Origin of the sequence: Pseudonocardia sp. P1, assembly GCF_000178675.2 — a bacterium.
Lineage (GTDB): Bacteria > Actinomycetota > Actinomycetes > Mycobacteriales > Pseudonocardiaceae > Pseudonocardia.
The window spans coordinates 4,789,400-4,808,267 of the sequence record NZ_ADUJ02000001.1 but is presented as its reverse complement, the minus strand read 5'-3'; the positions used below and the strand labels follow the sequence as shown (position 1 = coordinate 4,808,267).

16 protein-coding genes and 1 tRNA gene are annotated in these 18,868 nt (G+C 69.6%); 5 read left to right on the top strand and 12 right to left on the bottom strand.

Going from position 1 to position 18,868, the window contains the following annotated elements:
* Positions 1 to 84: 84 nt before the first annotated feature.
* From rho to argS (PP1_RS22150), 6 genes are all read right to left on the bottom strand, one after another.
* Positions 85 to 2,325, bottom strand: a complete 2,241-nt coding sequence (rho, locus tag PP1_RS22175; protein ID WP_075314668.1) for a transcription termination factor Rho — start codon at positions 2,323 to 2,325, stop codon at positions 85 to 87.
* Between the two features lie 308 nt (positions 2,326 to 2,633).
* Positions 2,634 to 3,536 (bottom strand): homoserine kinase, encoded by a 903-nt coding sequence (thrB, locus tag PP1_RS22170; RefSeq protein WP_010241981.1) that lies wholly within the window; start codon positions 3,534 to 3,536, stop codon positions 2,634 to 2,636.
* Positions 3,536 to 4,552, bottom strand: a complete 1,017-nt coding sequence (gene thrC / locus PP1_RS22165; RefSeq protein ID WP_238592009.1) for a threonine synthase — start codon at positions 4,550 to 4,552, stop codon at positions 3,536 to 3,538. The genes thrB and thrC overlap by 1 nt, the downstream gene beginning before the upstream one ends.
* A 223-nt stretch (positions 4,553 to 4,775) precedes the next feature.
* Complete coding sequence (locus tag PP1_RS22160; RefSeq protein ID WP_010241979.1) at positions 4,776 to 6,182, bottom strand: homoserine dehydrogenase; 1,407 nt, start codon at positions 6,180 to 6,182, stop codon at positions 4,776 to 4,778.
* Positions 6,183 to 6,290: 108 nt separating this feature from the next.
* Complete coding sequence (gene lysA, locus PP1_RS22155) at positions 6,291 to 7,745, bottom strand: diaminopimelate decarboxylase (protein WP_010241978.1); 1,455 nt, start codon at positions 7,743 to 7,745, stop codon at positions 6,291 to 6,293.
* A 5-nt stretch (positions 7,746 to 7,750) separates the two neighbouring features.
* Positions 7,751 to 9,400, bottom strand: coding sequence for an arginine--tRNA ligase (gene argS, locus PP1_RS22150; protein ID WP_029240020.1), 1,650 nt, complete (start codon positions 9,398 to 9,400; stop codon positions 7,751 to 7,753).
* Between the two features lie 134 nt (positions 9,401 to 9,534).
* Here argS (PP1_RS22150) and PP1_RS22145 point away from each other — a divergent pair, with 134 nt between their 5' ends.
* The 3 genes from PP1_RS22145 to PP1_RS22135 all read left to right on the top strand — a co-directional run bounded on the left by PP1_RS22145 (position 9,535) and on the right by PP1_RS22135 (position 11,118).
* A complete protein-coding gene (locus PP1_RS22145; RefSeq protein ID WP_010241976.1) occupies positions 9,535 to 10,320 on the top strand; it encodes a DUF3105 domain-containing protein in 786 nt (261 codons plus the stop codon).
* Complete coding sequence (locus PP1_RS22140) at positions 10,317 to 10,985, top strand: DUF305 domain-containing protein (RefSeq protein ID WP_010241975.1); 669 nt, start codon at positions 10,317 to 10,319, stop codon at positions 10,983 to 10,985. The genes PP1_RS22145 and PP1_RS22140 overlap by 4 nt, the downstream gene beginning before the upstream one ends.
* Before the next feature lie 61 nt (positions 10,986 to 11,046).
* Positions 11,047 to 11,118 (top strand) — tRNA-Arg (locus PP1_RS22135).
* 87 nt (positions 11,119 to 11,205) lie between these two features.
* Here PP1_RS22135 and argS (PP1_RS22130) read toward each other — a convergent pair.
* The 4 genes from argS (PP1_RS22130) to PP1_RS22115 all read right to left on the bottom strand — a co-directional run bounded on the left by argS (PP1_RS22130) (position 11,206) and on the right by PP1_RS22115 (position 15,649).
* A complete protein-coding gene (gene argS, locus PP1_RS22130; protein WP_010241973.1) occupies positions 11,206 to 12,918 on the bottom strand; it encodes an arginine--tRNA ligase in 1,713 nt (570 codons plus the stop codon).
* A 103-nt stretch (positions 12,919 to 13,021) separates the two neighbouring features.
* On the bottom strand, positions 13,022 to 13,786 hold the full coding sequence (locus PP1_RS22125) for a hypothetical protein (RefSeq protein ID WP_139323954.1): 765 nt from the start codon (positions 13,784 to 13,786) through the stop codon (positions 13,022 to 13,024).
* Positions 13,786 to 14,700, bottom strand: coding sequence for a class I SAM-dependent DNA methyltransferase (locus tag PP1_RS22120; RefSeq protein ID WP_010241970.1), 915 nt, complete (start codon positions 14,698 to 14,700; stop codon positions 13,786 to 13,788). The genes PP1_RS22125 and PP1_RS22120 overlap by 1 nt, the downstream gene beginning before the upstream one ends.
* Positions 14,693 to 15,649 (bottom strand): pyridoxal phosphate-dependent decarboxylase family protein, encoded by a 957-nt coding sequence (locus PP1_RS22115; protein WP_075314669.1) that lies wholly within the window; start codon positions 15,647 to 15,649, stop codon positions 14,693 to 14,695. The genes PP1_RS22120 and PP1_RS22115 overlap by 8 nt, the downstream gene beginning before the upstream one ends.
* 98 nt (positions 15,650 to 15,747) lie before the next feature.
* On the opposite strand from PP1_RS22115, the gene PP1_RS22110 reads away from it, so the two are divergent.
* Entirely contained in the window at positions 15,748 to 16,542 is a 795-nt protein-coding gene (locus tag PP1_RS22110; protein ID WP_010227053.1) for an IS5/IS1182 family transposase, read from the top strand.
* Positions 16,543 to 16,559: 17 nt separating this feature from the next.
* Here PP1_RS22110 and PP1_RS22105 read toward each other — a convergent pair whose 3' ends face one another.
* Complete coding sequence (locus tag PP1_RS22105) at positions 16,560 to 17,141, bottom strand: pyridoxal-dependent decarboxylase (protein WP_139323955.1); 582 nt, start codon at positions 17,139 to 17,141, stop codon at positions 16,560 to 16,562.
* A 332-nt stretch (positions 17,142 to 17,473) separates the two neighbouring features.
* Here PP1_RS22105 and PP1_RS22100 point away from each other — a divergent pair, with 332 nt between their 5' ends.
* Complete coding sequence (locus PP1_RS22100; protein ID WP_010243926.1) at positions 17,474 to 18,076, top strand: TetR/AcrR family transcriptional regulator; 603 nt, start codon at positions 17,474 to 17,476, stop codon at positions 18,074 to 18,076.
* Between the two features lie 46 nt (positions 18,077 to 18,122).
* On the opposite strand, the gene PP1_RS22095 is transcribed toward PP1_RS22100, so the two are convergent.
* The gene (locus PP1_RS22095; RefSeq protein ID WP_010243928.1) at positions 18,123 to 18,851 is read right to left on the bottom strand and encodes a YbjQ family protein; all 729 of its coding nucleotides are present in this window, start codon (positions 18,849 to 18,851) and stop codon (positions 18,123 to 18,125) included.
* Positions 18,852 to 18,868: the final 17 nt, after the last annotated feature.

The window sequence follows — 18,868 nt, the reverse complement described above, 5'->3', positions numbered from 1 at the left end:
ACCGGAGCCGGGAAGCTGACGGACCATTCAACCACCCGGGCCCCGGTGGAATTCCCACCGGGGCCCGGGTGCGTGGCCTGCGACCTAGTCCTCGTCCTTGCCGGGCGCGTTCTTCGCGACCTGCATCAGGAACTCGATGTTGGTCTTGGTCTTCTTGAGCCGGTCGAGCACCAGGTCGATCGCCTGCTGGTCGTCCAGCGCCGAGAGGACGCGACGGAGCTTGACCATCACCGCGTGCTCGTCCGGCGACATCAGCAGCTCTTCCTTGCGGGTGCCGCTGTCGCCGACGTCGATCGCCGGGAAGACGCGCTTGTCGGCGATCTTGCGGTCCAGCTTGAGCTCGGCGTTGCCGGTGCCCTTGAACTCCTCGAAGATCACCGTGTCCATCGTGGACCCGGTCTCGACCAGCGCGGTCGCGAAGATCGTCAGCGAGCCGCCGTCCTCGATGTTCCGCGCGGCGCCCAGGAAGCGCTTCGGCGGGTACAGCGCGGTCGAGTCGACACCACCGGAGAGGATCCGGCCCGACGCCGGCGCGGCCAGGTTGTAGGCGCGGCCGAGACGGGTGATGTTGTCCAGCAGGACGACGACGTCGTGCCCCATCTCCACCAGGCGCTTCGCCCGCTCGATGGAGAGCTCCGCGACGGTGGTGTGGTCCGACGGCGGGCGGTCGAAGGTCGAGGCGATGACCTCGCCCTTCACCGACCGCTGCATGTCGGTGACCTCCTCCGGCCGCTCGTCGACGAGGACGACCATGAGGTGGCACTCGGGGTTGTTCGTCGTGATCGCGTTCGCGATGTTCTGCATGATCGTCGTCTTGCCCGCCTTCGGCGGCGAGACGATCAGGGCGCGCTGCCCCTTGCCGACCGGCATCACCAGGTCGATGACCCGGGTGGTGAGCTGGGTCGGGTCGGTCTCCAGGCGGAGCCGCTCGTTCGGGTAGAGCGGGGTCAGCTTGGTGAACTCGGCACGCTGGCGCGCGGACTCGGGGTCGCGGCCGTTGATGGTGTCGACCCGCACCAGGGGGTTGAACTTCTGGCGCTGCTGCTCGCCCTCGCGGGGCTGGCGGACCGCACCGGTGATCGCGTCACCGCGGCGCAGGCCGTTCTTGCGCACCATCGACATCGAGACGTAGACGTCGGTCGGGCCGGACAGGTAGCCGGTGGTCCGCACGAACGCGTAGTTGTCCAGGATGTCGACGATGCCGGCGACCGGCAGCAGGACGTCGTCGTCGCGGATCTCGGTGTCGACGTTGCCGCCGCCCCCGCCGGTGCGCTCGCGGTCCCGGCCCCGGCGACGGTCCCGGAAGCGGCGCCCGCGACGGCCGCGGCCGTCGCCGTCGTCGTCCAGGTCGTCGTTGTTGTCGTTCCGGTTGCGGTTGCGGTTGTTCCGCCCGCCGTCGTTGTCGTCGTTGCGGTTGCGACCGCCCCGGCCGTTGTCGTTGCGGTCGTTGCCGCCGCGGCCGTTGTCGTTGTTGCGGTCGTTGTTGCGGTCGTTGTTGCGGTCGTTGCCACCGTCGTTGCGGTTGCGGCCGCGGCCGCCGTCACGGCCGTCGTCGGAGCCGGAGTCGGACTGCGCGTCGCGCTGACCGGCGTCGCGCTGGCCCGCGTCCTTCCGGCCCTGGTCCTTCTCGCCCGGGTCCTTCTGGCCGGAGTCCTTCTGGCCGGAGTCCTTCTGGCCGTCCCGGCCGCCGTCGCGCGGGGCGTCGTCGCCACCCTGGCCGCCGCGGCGCCGGGTGCGGGCACGGCGTCCGCCGCCGTCCTGGCCGTCGTCGTTGCGGTCGTCGCCCGTCTTCGGCTCGCGGTCCGTCGTGGCGGGGGCCTCGGCCGGAGCGCTCTCGGCGGTCAGGGCCTTCACGGCCTCGGCGGCCGGCGTCACGGGAGCGGCCTCGGCGGGCGTGCTCGCGGGGGCGTCGGCCGGCTCGGCAGCCGACTCGGGGGCCCCGGCGGGCCGGGTCGCCGCACGACGGCGGCGGGTGCGCGGCGCGGGGGCCTCCTCGGTGGCGGCGGGCTTCGCCGCACCACCGGAGCCGTTGGCGGCGGGCGCGGTGGTGTCCGCACCGGTGTCGCCGAGGGGGAGCTGCGGCGTCTCGGCGCCGTCGGAACCGGACTTCGACCGCGACTTGCGCGCCGGCGCGGCCGCGCCGCCCTGACGCTCCTTGATCGCGGCGATCAGATCGCCCTTCCGCATACCGGAGATGTCCGGGACGTTCAGCTCGGTGGCCAGCTGACGCAGCTCGGCCAGCACCATGCCGGACAGGCCACCGCGACGGCGGGGCGCCGCCTCGTTCGACGCGGTCCCGGTACCGGCGAGATCGGTCTCGCTCACAGAGTTCCTTCCTGACCGACCCGGTTGTCCTGTCCAGGTCAGGGAAAATGTCGCACGCTCGACCGGCGCGGAGAGCCCGCACCGGCAGCATTCACAAAGATGGTGCCCACAACGACGTCGTGGGAGTCAGGCCGCCCGTTCGGGATTCCGAGTCCAGTCAGAAAAGGAGATCGGGCGAGCGGGCCCGGCCGCAAGACTACGCCGATGTCGCGTGGATCGCCATGCACCGGCGAGACTAGACGTATCGCCCCTGGGCGGCAACAACCCCCCACCGCGACGCGCCGACGAACCGGGTCGCGTTGCTCACGTCAGACGATCTCGACGCGGACGCCGTCGGTGTCGACCGGCAGCGCGCGGACCGCGAAACCGTCGGTGTCGACGTCGGCGGGCACCGTCCCGTCCGAGGTGAGCGCGAGGACCGTCGGCCCGGCGCCGGAGATCGCGGCCGGGACGCCGTGGCTGCGCAACGCCTCCACCAGCCGCAACGACGACGGGTAGGCCGGCCGCCGGTAGGGCTGGTGCAGCCGGTCCTCGGTCGCCGCGAGCAGCAGCTCGGGTCGCCGGGTCATCGCCAGCACGGCGAGCGCGCAGCGGCTGCCGGTGAACGCCGCGTCCCCCAGCGGGACCTGCTCGGGCAGCAGCCCACGGGTGGTCTTGGTCGAGGACTCGGTCCCGGCCACGAGGGCGACCGGTCGCACGTCCGGGTGCACGTCGAGCTTCTCCGCGTGGAAGCGGCGGGCCGAGCCCTGCACCTCCCACGCGACCACGAACCCGCCGAGCAGGCTGGCCGCGGCGTTGTCGGCGTGGCCCTCCATCCCGGCGGCGATCTGCAGGACCGCGTCGCGCTCCAGCTCGTGGTCGTGCCCCGAGAGCACCGCGGCCGCCGTCACGCCCGCGACGGCGGCGGCCGCCGAGCTGCCCAGCCCGCGCGAGTGCGGCACGGCGTTCGTGCAGCGCAGCCGCAGCCCCACCGGGGCCCCTCCGAACACCTCGAACGCCTGCCGCATGGCACGGAGGACGAGGTGCCGCTCGTCGCGCGGGACGAACCGGGAGCCCTCCCCCGCGACGTCCACGAACACCCCGGGGGTCGGCTGGACCTCGACGTCGATCTCGTCGTACAGGCCGAGCGCCATCCCGAGGCAGTCGAAACCGGGCCCCAGGTTCGCCGTCGAACCCGGGACGCGGATCCGGACGCGCGTCGGACGTCCCATCAGGCCAGCTCGAGGGCCGCCGCGACGGCGCCAGGGTCGATCGGGACGATCTCCGGGTCCGGCGCGGTGAGCAGCGCGGTGTCCGGGTCCTTGAGGCCGTGCCCGGTCACCGTGCAGACGACCAGCGACCCGGTGGGCAGCGAGCCGTCCGCGTGCGACTGCAGCAGCCCGGCGACGCTCGACGCCGACGCCGGCTCGACGAACACACCCTCCTCGGCGGAGAGCATCCGGTAGGCGGTCAGGATCTCGTCGTCGGTGACGGCGGCGAAACGCCCGCCCGACTCGTCGCGCGCGGTGGTCGCGCCCTTCCACGACGCCGGGGCGCCGATCCGGATCGCGGTCGCGATCGTCTCCGGCTCGGTGACCGGAGCACCGTGCACCAGCGGCGCGGCACCGGCGGCCTGGAAGCCGAACATCCGCGGCAGCTCGGAGATCACGCCGTCGGCGTGGTAGCCGCGGTAGCCCTGCCAGTACGCGGTGATGTTGCCGGCGTTGCCGACCGGAAGGCAGTGGATGTCGGGGGCCTGCCCGAGCTGGTCGCAGATCTCGTAGGCGGCCGACGCCTGCCCGGCGATCCGGGTCGGGTTCACCGAGTTGACCAGCGCGATCGCCGGGTAGTCCGCGGTGGTCTTGCGCGCGAGCTCCAGACAGTCGTCGAAGTTGCCGTCGATCTGCAGGATGCGGGCCCCGTGCGCGACGGCCTGGGCCAGCTTGCCGAGCGCGATCTTGCCGCGCGGCACCAGCACCGCGCAGGTCATCCCGGCCCGGGTCGCGTAGGCGGCCGCCGACGCCGAGGTGTTGCCGGTGGAGGCGCAGAGCACGCTCTGCTTGCCCTCGGCGAGTGCCGCGGTGACCGCCATCGTCATCCCGCGGTCCTTGAAGGACCCGGTCGGGTTCGCCCCGTCGACCTTCAGGAACACCTGGCAGCCGGTCCGCTCGGACAGCCGCGGGGCCGGCAGCAGCGGGGTGCCGCCCTCACCGAGGGTCACCACGGTCCAGTCCGGCTGCACCGGCATCCGGTTCCGGTACGCCTCGATGATCCCGGGCCAGTGGCCCGGCGGCGGGGGCGCGACCGCGCCCGCCACCTGCGCCGCGAGATCCGGACGGCCGGCGGCCGGCCCCCGGACGTTCTGCACGCTGCCGGTCATCGCCGGTCGCCTCCCGTGTTCCTCCGGCGGCAGCCGGAAATCGTGCACCGTTCCTCCGGTCGCGGCGCGGCGGCGCGCACCGGCTCCGGGCTCATTCGCCCATGCCCAGTGCGCTGACCGCACGGCCGAGGCCCTCGACGCGCAGCACACCGGCCACACCGAGGACGTGGTCGAGATCGAGCAGCGCGGAGACCGTGGCGGCCAGTGCCGCCTCCGGCGCGGAGTGCGTGACGACCGTGAGCCGGGCCTGGCTGCGGTCCGAGCCGTCGGGCCGGTCGACGGAGCCGTTCACCCCACCGGTCTGCCGGACCGCCGCGATCGAGACGCCGTGCCGGGCGAACTCGCCGGCGATCGCGGCGAGCACACCCTCACGGTCGGCGACCTCCAGGTCGACGTGGTACCGGGTCGGGACCTCGCCGACCGGGCGGACCGGCAGGCTCGCGTACGCCGACTCGCGCGGCCCGCGTCCGCCGCCGACCCGGTTGCGGGCGACCGCGACCAGGTCACCCAGCACCGCCGACGCGGTGGGCGCACCGCCGGCGCCCTGGCCGTAGAACATCAGCTGGCCGGCGGCCTCGGCCTCGACGAACACCGCGTTGAAGGCGCCGTCGACGCGGGCCAGCGGGTGCGACTCGGGGACCATCGCCGGGTAGACGCGGGCCGACACCGACTCGGTGGCCGTGCCGTCCGCCGCGGTGTCGACGACCCGCTCGCAGATCGCCAGCAGCTTGATCGTGCAGCCGAGCCTCCGGGCGGCGGCGACGTCGGCCGAACTGACCTCGCGCATGCCCTCGCGGTGCACGTCAGACGCGGTGATCCGGGTGTGGAACGCCAGTGTGGCCAGGATGGCGGCCTTGGAGGCCGCGTCGTAGCCGTCGACGTCGGCGCTCGGGTCCGCCTCGGCGTACCCGAGGCGGGTGGCCTCCTCCAGCGCGTCGGCGTAGGAGGTCCCACCGGCCGACATCGCCGACAGGATGAAGTTCGAGGTGCCGTTGACGATCCCGGCGACCCGGGTGATCCGGTCCCCCGCGAGCGACTCGCGCAACGGCCGCAGCAGCGGGATGGCACCGGCCACCGCGGCCTCGTAGTACAGGTCGGCGCCGGACGCGTCCGCGGCCTCGGCCAGCGTCGGCCCGTCCTCCGCCAGCAGTGCCTTGTTCGCCGTCACCACCGACTTGCCGGCCTTCAACGCCTCCAGCAACCAGCCACGCACCGGTTCGATGCCGCCGATCACCTCGACGACGACGTCGACGTCGTCGCGGGTGACCAGCTCCGACGCGTCGGTGGTCACCAGGTGCCCGAAGTTCTCGTGCAACCACGGGTGCCGGTGCGGCCGCCGGACGGCGACGCCGACCAGCTCGACCGGGGCACCGACCCGCGCGGTCAGGTCGTCGGCCTGCCCGGTGATCAGACGTACCACCTCGGTGCCGACGGTGCCGCAGCCCAGCAGCGCCACCCGGACGGCCGCCGGTCCCACGGAGCCCTCGCCGCTCGCCACGTGCCCTCCTCGAGTACCGCGCCCACCCCTCAGCGGGCGCCGATCATTCCTGGTCAGACCCTCCCGGGCAGCGCCGGGTGGCCGTTGTCACCCGGCCCGCGGGATCGCTCACACCTCGAACCGGAACTGGTCCTCCAGTGTCTCGCGGCGCAACAGGGTCCGGTCGGCCCCCTCGCGCACCGCGACGACCGCGGGCCGCGGCAGCCGGTTGTAACCGGACGCCATGGCGTAGCAGTACGCACCCGTGGCCGCGACCGCCAGCAGGTCACCCGGCGCGAGATCGGCCGGCAGCCAGCAGTCGCGCACCACGATGTCACCGGACTCGCAGTGCTTGCCGACCACCCGGGACAGCACCGGCTCGTCGCCGCCCGGCACCGAGTCCCGCTCGGACGATCGCGACACCAGCCGGACGTCGTACTCGGCGTCGTAGAGCGAGGTGCGGATGTTGTCGCTCATCCCGCCGTCGACGCTGACGTAGCGCCGGGAGTACCCGCCCAGCGGCACGTCCTTGATCGTCCCCACCTCGTAGACGGTGACGGTGCCCGGCCCGGCGATGGCCCGGCCCGGCTCGACGGCGATCGCCGGGACGTCCAGCCCGGACGCCGCGCACTCGCGCTTGACGATCGCGCGCAGCTCCTCGGCCAGCGCCGGCATGGACAGCGGCACCTCGCCGGGGCGGTAGGCGATGCCGATGCCGCCGCCCAGGTCGAGGGTGCGCAGCGCGGCCAGGTTCTCCGTGCCGTGCTCGGCGTGCAGGTCGGCGAGGACCTTGACGACGCGGCGGGCGGCGGCCTCGAAGCCCTCGGTGTCGAAGATCTGGCTGCCGATGTGGCTGTGCAGCCCGACCAGCTCCAGGTGCCGGGCGGCGACCACCCGGCGGGCGGCCTCGATCGCCGCCGAGTCCTTCTCGCCGGCACTGCCCGCGGCGATCGAGAAGCCGAACTTCTGGTCCTCGTGCGCGGTCGCGATGTACTCGTGGGTGTGCGCCTCGACGCCGACGGTCAGCCGGATCAGCACCGGCGCCGTCACGCCCCGCTCGGCCGCGACGGCCTCCAGGCGGGCGATCTCGTCGAAGCTGTCGACGACGACGCCGCCGACACCGGCGTCCACCGCCGCCGCCAGCTCCGGGACGGACTTGTTGTTGCCGTGCAACGCGATCCGCGGCGGAGGGAACCCGGCACGCAACGCGACGGCCAACTCGCCGCCGGAGCAGACGTCGAGCGACAGGCCCTCCTGCGCGACCCAGCGGGCGACCTCGGTGCACAGGAACGCCTTGGCCGCGTAGTGCACGGCGGACGCCCCGAACGCGGCGGCGAACTCGGCGCAGCGGGAGCGGAAGTCGGCCTCGTCGAGCACGAACAGCGGCGTGCCGTGGGCCGCCGCGAGGTCGCGGACGTCGGTCCCGGCGATCCGCAGGGCGCCGTCGTCGCCGCGGGCCGCGCCGCGCGGCCACACGGCCGGGGCGAGGGCGTCCATCGCGGCGGCCGACTCCGGGCGCGGACCGGCCGACTCGGGTGCGGGGGTGATGCCGGCGTGCAGCGGGCCGGCGGGGTGAGCGCGCATGGGTGTCACATCCGTTCGGGCGCGCCGACGCCGAGCAGGCCGAGCCCGTTGGCGAGCACGCGTCGGGCGGCGCCGCAGAGCGACAGCCGGGCCCGGTGCAGGTCGGAGATCTCCTCGTCGCCCTGGGGCAGGACGCGGCAGGAGTCGTAGAACTTGTGGTAGGCCCCGGCGAGCGACTCCAGGTAGCGCGCCACCCGGTGCGGTTCCCGCAGCTCGGCCGCCGTGCGGACGACGTCGGGGAACTCGCCGAGCGTCCGGATCAGGTCGCCCTCGCGGTCGTGGACGAGCAGGCCGTAGCCGTCACCCGGCTCGACGCCGAGGTCGGCCGCGTTGCGGGCCAGCGACGAGAGGCGGGCGTGCGCGTACTGGACGTAGAAGACCGGGTTCTCGCTGGTCCGGCTCGACACCAGGTCCAGGTCGATGTCCAGCGTCGAGTCCACCGAGGACCGCACCAGCGAGTAGCGGGCCGCGTCGACACCGACGGCGTCGACGAAGTCCTCCAGGGTGACGATCGTGCCGGCCCGCTTGCTCATCCGGACCGGCTCGCCGGCGCGGATCAGGTTGACCATCTGGCCGATCAGCACCTCGACGACCGACGGGTCGTCGCCGAACGCCGCGGCGACCGCCTTCAGCCGCACCGTGTAGCCGTGGTGGTCGGCGCCGAGCATGTAGAGGCACCGGTCGAACCCGCGGCCGCGCTTGTCCCGCAGGTAGGCGATGTCACCGGCGACGTAGGCCGGGGTGCCGTCGCTCTTGATGACGACCCGGTCCTTGTCGTCGCCCTGCTCGGTGGAGCGCAGCCACCAGGCGCCGTCCTTCTCGTAGAGGCTGCCGTCGTCCTTCAGCTGCCGGACCGAGTCCTCGACGGCGCCGGACTCGTGCAGCGACAGCTCGCTGAACCACACGTCGAAGTCGGTGCCGAACTCGTGCAGCGACCGGCGCATCTCCTCGAGCATCAGCGCGACGCCGGTCCGGCGGAACGCCTGGTGCCGCTCGGCCTCGGGCAGTTCCAGGATGCCGGGCTCGGCGGCGACCACCCGCTCGGCGATCTCGCCGATGTAGGCGCCGCCGTAGCCGTTCTCCGGGGTGGGCGCGCCCGTGGCGGCGGCGATCAGGGACGCGGCGAAGTGGTCGATCTGGGCGCCCGCGTCGTTGATGTAGTACTCGCGGGTGACGTCGGCGCCGCGGGCGACCAGCACCCGGCCGAGCGCGTCGCCGACGGCGGCCCAGCGGGTGCCGCCCAGGTGGATCGGACCGGTCGGGTTGGCCGAGACGAACTCGAGGTTCATCCGGGTGCCGGCGAGCTCGTCGCCGGTGCCGTAGCGCTCGCCCTGCGCGAGCACCTCGCCGACGATCGCACCCTGCGCGTCCGCGGCCAGCCGCAGGTTGATGAAGCCCGGCCCGGCGATCTCGGCGCCGGCGACGCCGTCGCGGGTCGCGAGCTCCTCGGCCAGCCAGGTCGCGAGCTCGCGCGGGTTCACCCCGGCCTTCTTGGCGGTGCGCAGCGCGATGTTCGTGGCGTAGTCGCCGTGCTCGGGGTTGCGGGGACGCTCGACGCCGGCGTCCGCGGGCAGCGCGGAGACGTCCAGGTCGCGTCGGGCCAGCACGTCCCGCGCGACGTCACGGACCAGATCGGCGAGAACGTCGGGATTCACCATCGGGATTCTAGGAGGTGACCGCGGGCACCTTCATGCTGGTATCGGCCCCGGTCCACGGGTGGTGGACGGGGCACTGGCCGGGCGTCCCTAGACTCGGTGGCCCGCCCGCCGACCACGAACAGGATCCCCGCATGGCCAGCGGCAAGTCGTCCGGCAAGAAGCGTCCGCCGTCGGTGGGGGCGGTGAACCAGCGCCAGATCCCCTGGGGGACCGTCGCGGCCGTCGTCGTCATCGTGGCCCTGGCCGCCGGGTTCATCGGTTACCCGTTGTTGCAGCGCGGCCAGAACGCGCAGTGGACCCCGAGCGAGGAGAACCGCGACCCGTCGCTGGCGATCGAGGGCATCGTGAGCCAGGAGTACCCCGGCCTGCAGCACGTCCTCGGGTTCCAGTCGGTCGCCTACACCCACAGCCCGCCGTTCGGCGGCGCGCACGACGGCTTCTGGGCGGCCTGCAACGGCGTCGTCTACCCCCAGCCGGTGCGCTCGGAGAACCTCGTGCACTCGCTCGAGCACGGCGCGATCTGGATCACCTACAACCCGGACCAGGTCGACGAGGCCGCCCTCGGGTCGCTGCGTCAGCGCGTCGAGGGGCAGCCGTACACGGTGATGTCGCCCTACCCGGGCCTCGACTCCCCGATCTCGCTGCAGTCCTGGGGTCACCAGCTCAAGCTGACCGACGCCGAGGACGAGCGGATCGACCAGTTCATCCGGTCGCTGCGGACCAACCGCTTCACCCACCCCGAGGTCGGAGCGTCGTGTGACGCGCTCGGCGCCCAGGGCTTCGACCAGGACAACCCGCCGCCGTTCGCCCCGATCCCGCCGCAGACCGCGGTCGACAAGCAGACCGTGTTCCCGGAGAACGAGGGCGCGAACCCGGGCGGCGCCCCCGCCCCCGACCCGGTGGTCCCGGGCCAGTGAGCCCCGCCCCGGAGCGGTCCGCCTGGCGGAACCCGCTGACCGTCACGTTCGCCGTGCTCGCCGTCGCGGCGGTGCTGGTCGCCGGGTTCGCCGTGCGCGGGGCCTTCGGGCCCTACGTGCCCGAGCCGGGCTCGGTCGACGTCGGCTTCGCCCAGGACATGACCGTGCACCACCGCCAGGCCGTCGAGATGGCCTCGTGGGAGCGCGACCGCGCCGCCGACCCGAGGGTCCGGCAGCTCGCGTTCGACATCGAGAGCCTGCAGAACCAGCAGATCGGCCGGATGCAGGGCTGGCTGGGGCTGTGGAACGCGCCCAACCTGCCCACCGACGGCCACATGGCCTGGATGGCCGACGCGCACGCGGGCCACGGCGGTCACGCGGAGCACGGCGGTGGCATGGCGCAGATGCCCGGGATGGCGACCACCGAGGACCTCGCCCGGATGCGTGCGACGCCGGCCGGGCAGCAGCTCGACGTCGTCTTCCTGCAGCTGATGCTGCGCCACCACGAGGGCGGGGTGTCGATGCTCGAGTACGGCCGTGACCACGCGCAGACCGCGGAGGTCCGCAACCTCTCCGAGCAGATGCTGAGCGCGCAGACGGCCGAGTCCGAGCTGATGCGCGGCCTGCTGTCGGAGCGCGGAGCGCAGCCGCTCCCGATGAGCTGACGATCACCACCCCCCGTGTGGAGGGGGTGGGGTGGTGCGCTAGTGTTCTCCCTGTTGCACGGCCCCCGTAGCTCAGGGGATAGAGCACCGCCCTCCGGAGGCGGGAGCGCAGGTTCGAATCCTGCCGGGGGCACATCGAGTGCCCACAGCACAATCGGCCCCTCACCTGCTCACGCAGGGTGAGGGGCCGTTTGCGTTGTTTCCTATTGTCGCCCCTCGATCACATCCGGTCCGGCGCAGCGATGCCGAGCAGGCCGAGACCGTGGCCGAGGGTCCGCGCCGTGAGCCGGCAGAGCGCGAGACGATTGCCGCGGACCGGATCCTCCGAGCCCAGAACCGGACACGCCTCGTAGAAGGACGTGAAGGCTCGCGCGAGCTCGTAGAGATAGCCGCACAGCCGGTGCGGTTCGAGGCTCATGGAAACGTCGACCAGGACCTCGCCATAGCTGTCGAGCGCCAGTGCGAGGGCCCGCTCCGCGCCGTCGAGCGCCACGCCGCCGTCGACCGCGTGCGAGCCTTCCCCCGCTCTGCGCAGGATCGACCGGATCCGCGTATGGGCGTACTGGAGATAGACACCGGTGTTGCCGGTGAACGAGACCATCCGGTCGACGTCGAAGGCGTAGTCCTTGACACGCGACGTGGACAGGTCGGCGTACTTGACGCCCCCGATCCCGGCCTGCTCGGCGATGCGGTCGAGTTCCGCCGGGTCGAGGTCCGGGTTCTTCTCGGCGACGACGGCGCGGGCACGGCTCACGGCGTCGTCGAGGAGGTCCATGAGACGGACCGTCCCTCCGGCACGGGTCTTGAACGGACGACCATCGGGCCCGAGAACGGTGCCGTAGGGGACGTGCTCGGCCCGCACGCCCTCGGTGAGCCATCCCGCGCGGCGGGCGGCCTCGAAGACGAGACGGAAGTGCAACGACTGACGTGAGTCGGTGACGTAGAGCAGCCGGTCGGCCTCGAGGTCACGGATGCGGTAGCGGATGGTCGCGAGATCGGTCGTGTCGTAGCCGTAGCCGCCGTCGCGCTTCCGCACCATGAGCGGCACCGGCTCACCGTCGGGGCCGTCGACCTCGTTGGACAAGATCACCAGCGCGTCGTCGCTGTCGACGGCGATGCCGTCGGCGACGAGTTCGTCGACGGTGCCGGTGAGCAACGGGTTGTAGAAGGACTCCCCGACCGAGTCGTCGGCCGTCAGCAGCACACCGAGACGGTCATAGATGCCGCGGAACGCCTTCTCCGACTCGGCGACGATCTCGGACCAGACCGCGATCGTCGCCGGATCCCCGGACTGGAGTGCCACCACGCGGCGGCGGGCCCGATCTGCGAAATCGGCGTCCGCCTCGAACGTCGCGCGGGAATTCCTGTAGAGACCGTCGAGCGCCGAGACCGCGGACGTGTTCCCGTCGAGGTCGTCGAGTCGCCAGGTGGTGTCGGGGTGCTCGTCTAGATACTGGATCAGCATCCCGAACTGGGTTCCCCAGTCGCCGAGGTGGTTCTGCCGGACGACATCCGCACCGAGGAAGTCGAGGACCCGGACCAGACAGTCACCGATGATGGTGGTGCGCAGGTGGCCCACGTGCATTTCTTTGGCGATGTTGGGCGCGGAGTAGTCGACCACCGTGCGACGCCCCCGCTCAGGAGCAGCGACACCGAATCGGTCGTCGCCGAGACGGGCAGCGACCTGCGACCAGATCATCGCGTCGGGAACGGTGATGTTGAGGAACCCCGGCCCCGCAAGCTCGACGGATCCGATGACGTCGGCGGCACTCACCTCGTCCGCGAGTCCGGCCGCGAGATCCCGGGGTGGGACCTCGGCATGCTTCGCCAACGCGAGCGCACCGTTGGCCTGGAAGTCGGCTCGGCCGGACGGGCGGATAATCGGATCGGAGCCGGCGAACTCCGGGTGACGACGGTCGATGGCCTCGGACACCAGATCTGCGATGCGTTCGGTCAGCGATTGGATCCGATGACTGCTCACGAAGTTCCCTTCCCTCGTTCAACCGGCCTGCTGTCTTCAAGCCGATGCTCGGCCATCATCCCTGCATCAGTCCACGCCGCCACGCCTGGTCACGGGATTGGGCGATCGCCGTACGGATACTCGTAGGGTCGTACTCGTAGCGGTCGCCGTCGATGGTCGTGACCAGATTCTCGTCCCGTAACCGGGCCAGACCCCGCCGCAGTACCGAATACAGATGAGGACCCGGCGTGTAGCCGAGAAAGTCCTCCCCCGCGGAACCGTCGCTCCGCACGCACAGGACACGCATCAGTACCCGGGTCGATGGACTGACGCTTCGACTCGCCGCCATCGCCAGGAGAGCCACAGCCCTTTCGGCCGCACGACGATCCTGGTCGAACCGGCCGATATCACCGTCGAGGAAGACGTGTGGCGTGGTGAGAGCGTTAAGGAGCAGACGCAGCCGGAACGTATCGGAGTTGAGAAACCACGATTGCGGAACGACAGCCGGGAGATCAACCTCGCCGTTCGCCTGAAGTGGAAAGCAACGCAACGACGTCGCGGAGTCGACGTCGCGCACAGTGGCATGGATCTTCTTGATGTGATCGACCTCGGTATCCAGGAGAAGACCGTGTTCGTGATGCAACACCGTGACTCCTGCGACCAGCTCGTCGATCTCCACTACGCCGAGAGGCTCCACCGAGATGACGACGAGATCAAGATCCGATTGCCGGGAGGAAATTCCTGCTGCATGAGAGCCGTAGGCGATCCCATAGCCACCGGGCCCTGCGAATCGACGTGAGAGCCGGACTGCGGTGTCGAATACTCCGTGCGTGGCTTCCATCAGTACCTCGGAGGGACGTGGCTGAGCGGGTGGTTGACCCGTTGGAAGTCGACGAGATGCACTCCACTGGGGAGCAGAACCTCTCCGGTCGGGGTCGTCCGCGCCCCGATGAAGTCGTCCAGCTCCCTCGCGACAGCCGAATCACCGACCAGTGCGGGCAGCCCCTTGAAGTGGACGACGTTGAACCACTCGCGCGCAGTGGAGGCATCCGCGGCCAGCGCGCATCCACCGTATCGGGCGACGGACAACGTTCCGACTCCCGTGTCTTCCGCGGAACGAAGGGCACGGAGAAGTACTTTGCGGGTATAGCCACGCCCCCCGTCAGGGAACGAAGCGATGCGCTCCCACATACGCGTCACCAGCTTCTGCTCCGGCGTGTCACTATCAAAGTACAGCGCAATGAGCCGGCCACCCGGAGCCAGGAGCGAGACCATACTCGATACAAAATCTTCCGCAGCTCGGGAGGCTGCAGCGAAGTCCGTTACCGGGATGATTCCGTCCGCGCTCATCGTCTCGAAAAACTCGCCGATAGGATAGCTGAGCGACCAGAATGCAGCTACGACATCAAATGCCCCGCCCCGCCCATCCTCGTGCAGCTTCGCCACGAGATCCCTCGTGTCGCCGACCATCGTTTCGACGCAAGGAAAGCGATCCTGAATAGCCGAGATCATGACCTGACTGTAGTCGCATGCAGTGAGTTTCTCCGCATACGGGACGAGCACCTGGGAGATTCGACCCGTCCCGCAGCCAAATTCGACGACATCGAGAGAACTGGTTGGCCTTCCGAATTTCCCCAGGAGGTGACGGGCGACGATGTCGACGTCTTCGACTCCACCGTAGTAGTGAGGCAAAAGCCGCTCATCGTAGACACCAGCCGATTCATAGACAGCCCGGAACTGTTGAGACTCAACCATCCGAGGCACGCTCCATTGTCCTACCCAGGCGCTCCACGTACTCCAAGACCTGAATCATGTGGGACCTGGTCGTCCTGTCGTTGTTCGCCATCAACCGGAGCGGATGGAGGACGAAGCCGGGGCGAAGCACTCCCCGGCCATCGAGAACGCTGAATTGATGCAGGTGCCAGACCCCTTCATCCAGGAGACGAGCATGGATCGAAACGTTTAGCGAATTCAGCCGATCGAGATCGGCTGGCGTAAGCCCACCTGTCTGAAAATTAATACTGCCGGGAACGTACATAAACGCCACCGCCAGGAGGTCGGGCTGATTAACCAGGACAAATCTGGGATGCTCGTCTACGATCTGAGCGAACCATTCAGCCTTTGCTACACGATCCTCCGCCATCTGCGACAGCCCGGAAATCCCCCGCGCCTGCATCATCATCCACAACTTCAGCGACAACCATCCACGCGATCCAACGAAGGGAGTCACCTGACCGAATGCGAATTCTTCCTGCATGATCAGATCCGAGTAGCTGGATATCATGCGAAGCATCCGTGGCTCTCGAACGAGTAACGCACTCAGACTGTAGGGGACGTCCATTATCTTGTGAGCATCGACGGTAATGCTGTCGTAGAGCTCGATACCGTCGATACGGCCGCGGAGATTTTCGCTGAACGCGCACAGGAAACCCCAACATGCGTCTGCGTGTAGCCAGATTTTTGAGTCCTGCGCACGGACTATGTCGTTCACCGCGCGAAGCTGATCGATTGTCTGCGTTCGACTGTCACCCGCATATGCAACGACTGCCATCACTCGATCGCCACAACGCCTCAACGTTGATCGCAGACTATTCAAATCGTATCGATAATTGACGCAGTCAACCTCTACGATCTGAGCGCCTACGCCGATCCATCCCAGCGAGCTTCGAACACTGTAGTGAACCCTTTCCAACCTGGTGATCATGCGGCTGGTCGTGCCCGGCGTGGCGGGCCCGGAAAGTAGAAGAGCCCCTGGTAGACGAGTGATTGCCTAGATCAACTCGTTGTCCACCAGGAGCTCCGGTGCTTTCCTACCCGTCCGCGCTGTCGGTGTCCAGCCGCGCGCTGATCACCCTGACCAACGCCCTGCAGCGCAGCCGCAACCAGCGCGGTACCCGCTGGCGGCGACTCCCGGTCAGCCGCCACGCCCTGCTCGCCCTCGCGCACCTGCGCAAGGGCGAGACCTACCCCGACCTCGCCGCCGGGTTCGGAATCGGCACCACCACAGCGTTCCGCTACATCCGCGAGGCGATCGACGTCCTCGCCGCCCAAGCCCCGACCCTGGCCGAAGCGGTCGCGGTGGCGCTACGGAAGGCGTTCGTGATCCTCGACGGGACCCTGCTGCGGATCGACCGGGTCGCCATGGCTTCGGGACGTGACCGCCCGTACTACTCGGGGAAATGGAAGTGCCACGGCATGAACGTCCAGGTCATCAGCGACCCGGCCGGGCGGCTGGTCTGGGCCTCACCGGCGCTGCCCGGTGCGCGGCACGACATGGGTGCCGCCCGCGAGCACGGGATCATCGACGCCCTCGCCGCTGCCCGGGTGCAGGTGGTCGCCGATAGCGGATACCGCGGCGCCAGCCCGACGTTCGATCTCCCGCAGCGCCGGCGACCGGCCGATCGGGACACCGGTGAGCGCCGGCGGCTCTCCCCGGCGCAGCGGGAGGTCAACGCCGCCCACGCGGCGCAACGCGGGCCTGGGGAACGCGCCAACGCGATGTTCAAGAGCTGGAAAGTCCTGCGGAAGATCAGGTGCTGCCCGCAGCGCACCACCGCGCTGGTCAACGCGATCCAAACCCTCATCCTCGCTGGCTGACGCCAAGTGGAAAGAGTTCAGTGTCCGATACCTCGTGGCACGACCACAGAGAACTGATTCGAATCTTTCACGCCCCGCAGCATCGTGCCAGGCCGTCGCTGTTCGCGGGCAAGCATCATGGCAGCAGCGTTGCTCGCAGTACCTCCATGAGTGATGATGCCACCCACATCCCAAACCGACGACACCTCGGAAACGGCCCCAACGGACAAGCCAACGAGCTCCCTCAGCCAACGCAGTACAGCGATCTCGACGAAGGTGGCGCTCGGCGCATCGAAGCTCTGGTTGATGAGATTCTGCTGCAGGAAGATCGAAATAATCTCACCGGCGAGGGCGGCGACGTCATCGCCCGTGTCCCCGAACCCGAGAAATCGGGGGCTCGCCTCGTTTTTACAGAACGGCAGGATGTCGATGACGAACTGTTCGAGGAGTCGCTCGACCGTGCATCCTTCACGAGGCAGCGATCTCACAATGCGGTCGCGAATCTCGGTCGCAGCCGCGCGGGTCTCGTAGACAGAGTCGGATTGCTTGAACTTGAAGCCGACATCGAGAGCTGCCAACAGCACTGATCTATGCACATCATCGCAACCCAGGTCGCCCATAGCGTCCAATCTCCGTCCACTGGCAGTGAGCGGTAACGTAGTTGAGAAGTGCACGCGGCAGTGCGCATCGCGTGGAGGCGTTGGCGATGGCAAACCTCTTCGACCCCATCGACGATGAGTCGCGCTGCTGAGCTGCTCAGCCATCGAGTCAACGCTCAGAACACCAAGAACAGATCACGCTATAAACTTGGATTCGCATCAGTCGTACCAGCTGAACTCACCATTCAGCACAATGCTCGCCCCTGTAAGGGATGGGTCGGGCCGACCTCATCGGTCGAGCTCGATACCCTGGGTATCCTGCTGACCATGGACACACGACGAGGCCGGACGCGGTGACCGGACCGGTCCCCCGGGTCAAGCGCGACGAGGTCCGCCGCCGCCTGCTCGACGCGGCGGCGGAGGTGTTCGCCCACCGCGGTTTCGCCGCCGCGCGGCTCGACGAGATCGCGTACGCCGCCGGGTTCACCAAGGGCGCGGTCTACTCCAACTTCGCGGGCAAGCACGCGCTGCTCGCGGAGCTCATCGAGCAGCGTGTCCGCACCCAGCTCGCGACGAGCACCGAGGAGATCCGGTCCAAGGGGCGTCCGGAACGAGCACTCGAGGACATCGCGGAGGTCTTCGCCACCGGGATCGTCGAGCAGGGCACCTGGGCGCGGCTGCTCGTGGAGATCGCCCAGCAGGCCGGCCACGATCCCGACGTACGCGACGTCTACGTCGAGGTGCGCCGCAGCCTGCGCGACGAGCTCGCCGCCACCCTCGCGACGGCCTGCGAGAACCTCGGTCTGGAGCTCACGGTGTCGCCGGAGCAGCTCGCGCTGACCCTGCAGTCTCTGCGGCTCGGGCTGGCCCTCGAGTACGGCACCGATCCGGAGCAGGTCGACCGGACCGCCGTCACCGCGGTCTTCACCGACACGCTGCGCGCGCTCGTGCGCTGATACGCAGACTGATCCATGTCGCGGCTCGGGGGCGACCCCAGGGCTGCTACGAACCACCCGCGTCCCGGCCGATCGGCACCACCGTGACCGCCGTGCCATAGGCAATGACCTCGCTCATGAGATCCGCGACCTCGGTCGAGGAGTACCTCATAGCGAGTACTGCGTTGGCACCGCGGTCCACCGCGGCCCGTGCGAGACGCTCCCGCGCCTCGTTGCGGGTGTCCTCCATCAGCTTGGTGTAGCCGGCGGCCTCCCCACCCGCGACCGTCCGCAAGCTCGCACCCAGGTTCGCGAAGATGTTCCGGGCACGCACCACCACGCCGAAGACCTCTCCCTGCACGGCACGCACTGTGAATCCCGGCAACGAATCGGTCGTCACGATGACGATCTCGTCGAGTGCGCGTCGATGGGTCTCAGCGGCTTCCGAGGCTCTCGCCGCACGACCTTGAGCCATATCGACGAAGGTCTCCGCGTCACCGGGATCGCCGAACAGCACCTTCTCGACGAAGCCGGCCGAGTCCGACAGGCCGACCAGGCGCCGATCCTGCTCATAAGGTCGTGCGCCGGACAGGGCGATCGCGTACTCGCTCCCCGTCAGGCCGGGCACGACGATGATGATCTTCGAGATTCCGACGACCACTACTGCCGCCTTCGTGCCGGCGGTCACGACCCAGGCGGGCGAGGCGTTCTCGAAGTACGGCGACCAGCGCTTCTGCAGAATCTCCCGGGCTCGACGGTGCGAGTCGGGAAGAGTCTGAACGGTGTAGTGCGTCACATTCCGACGGTAACCCG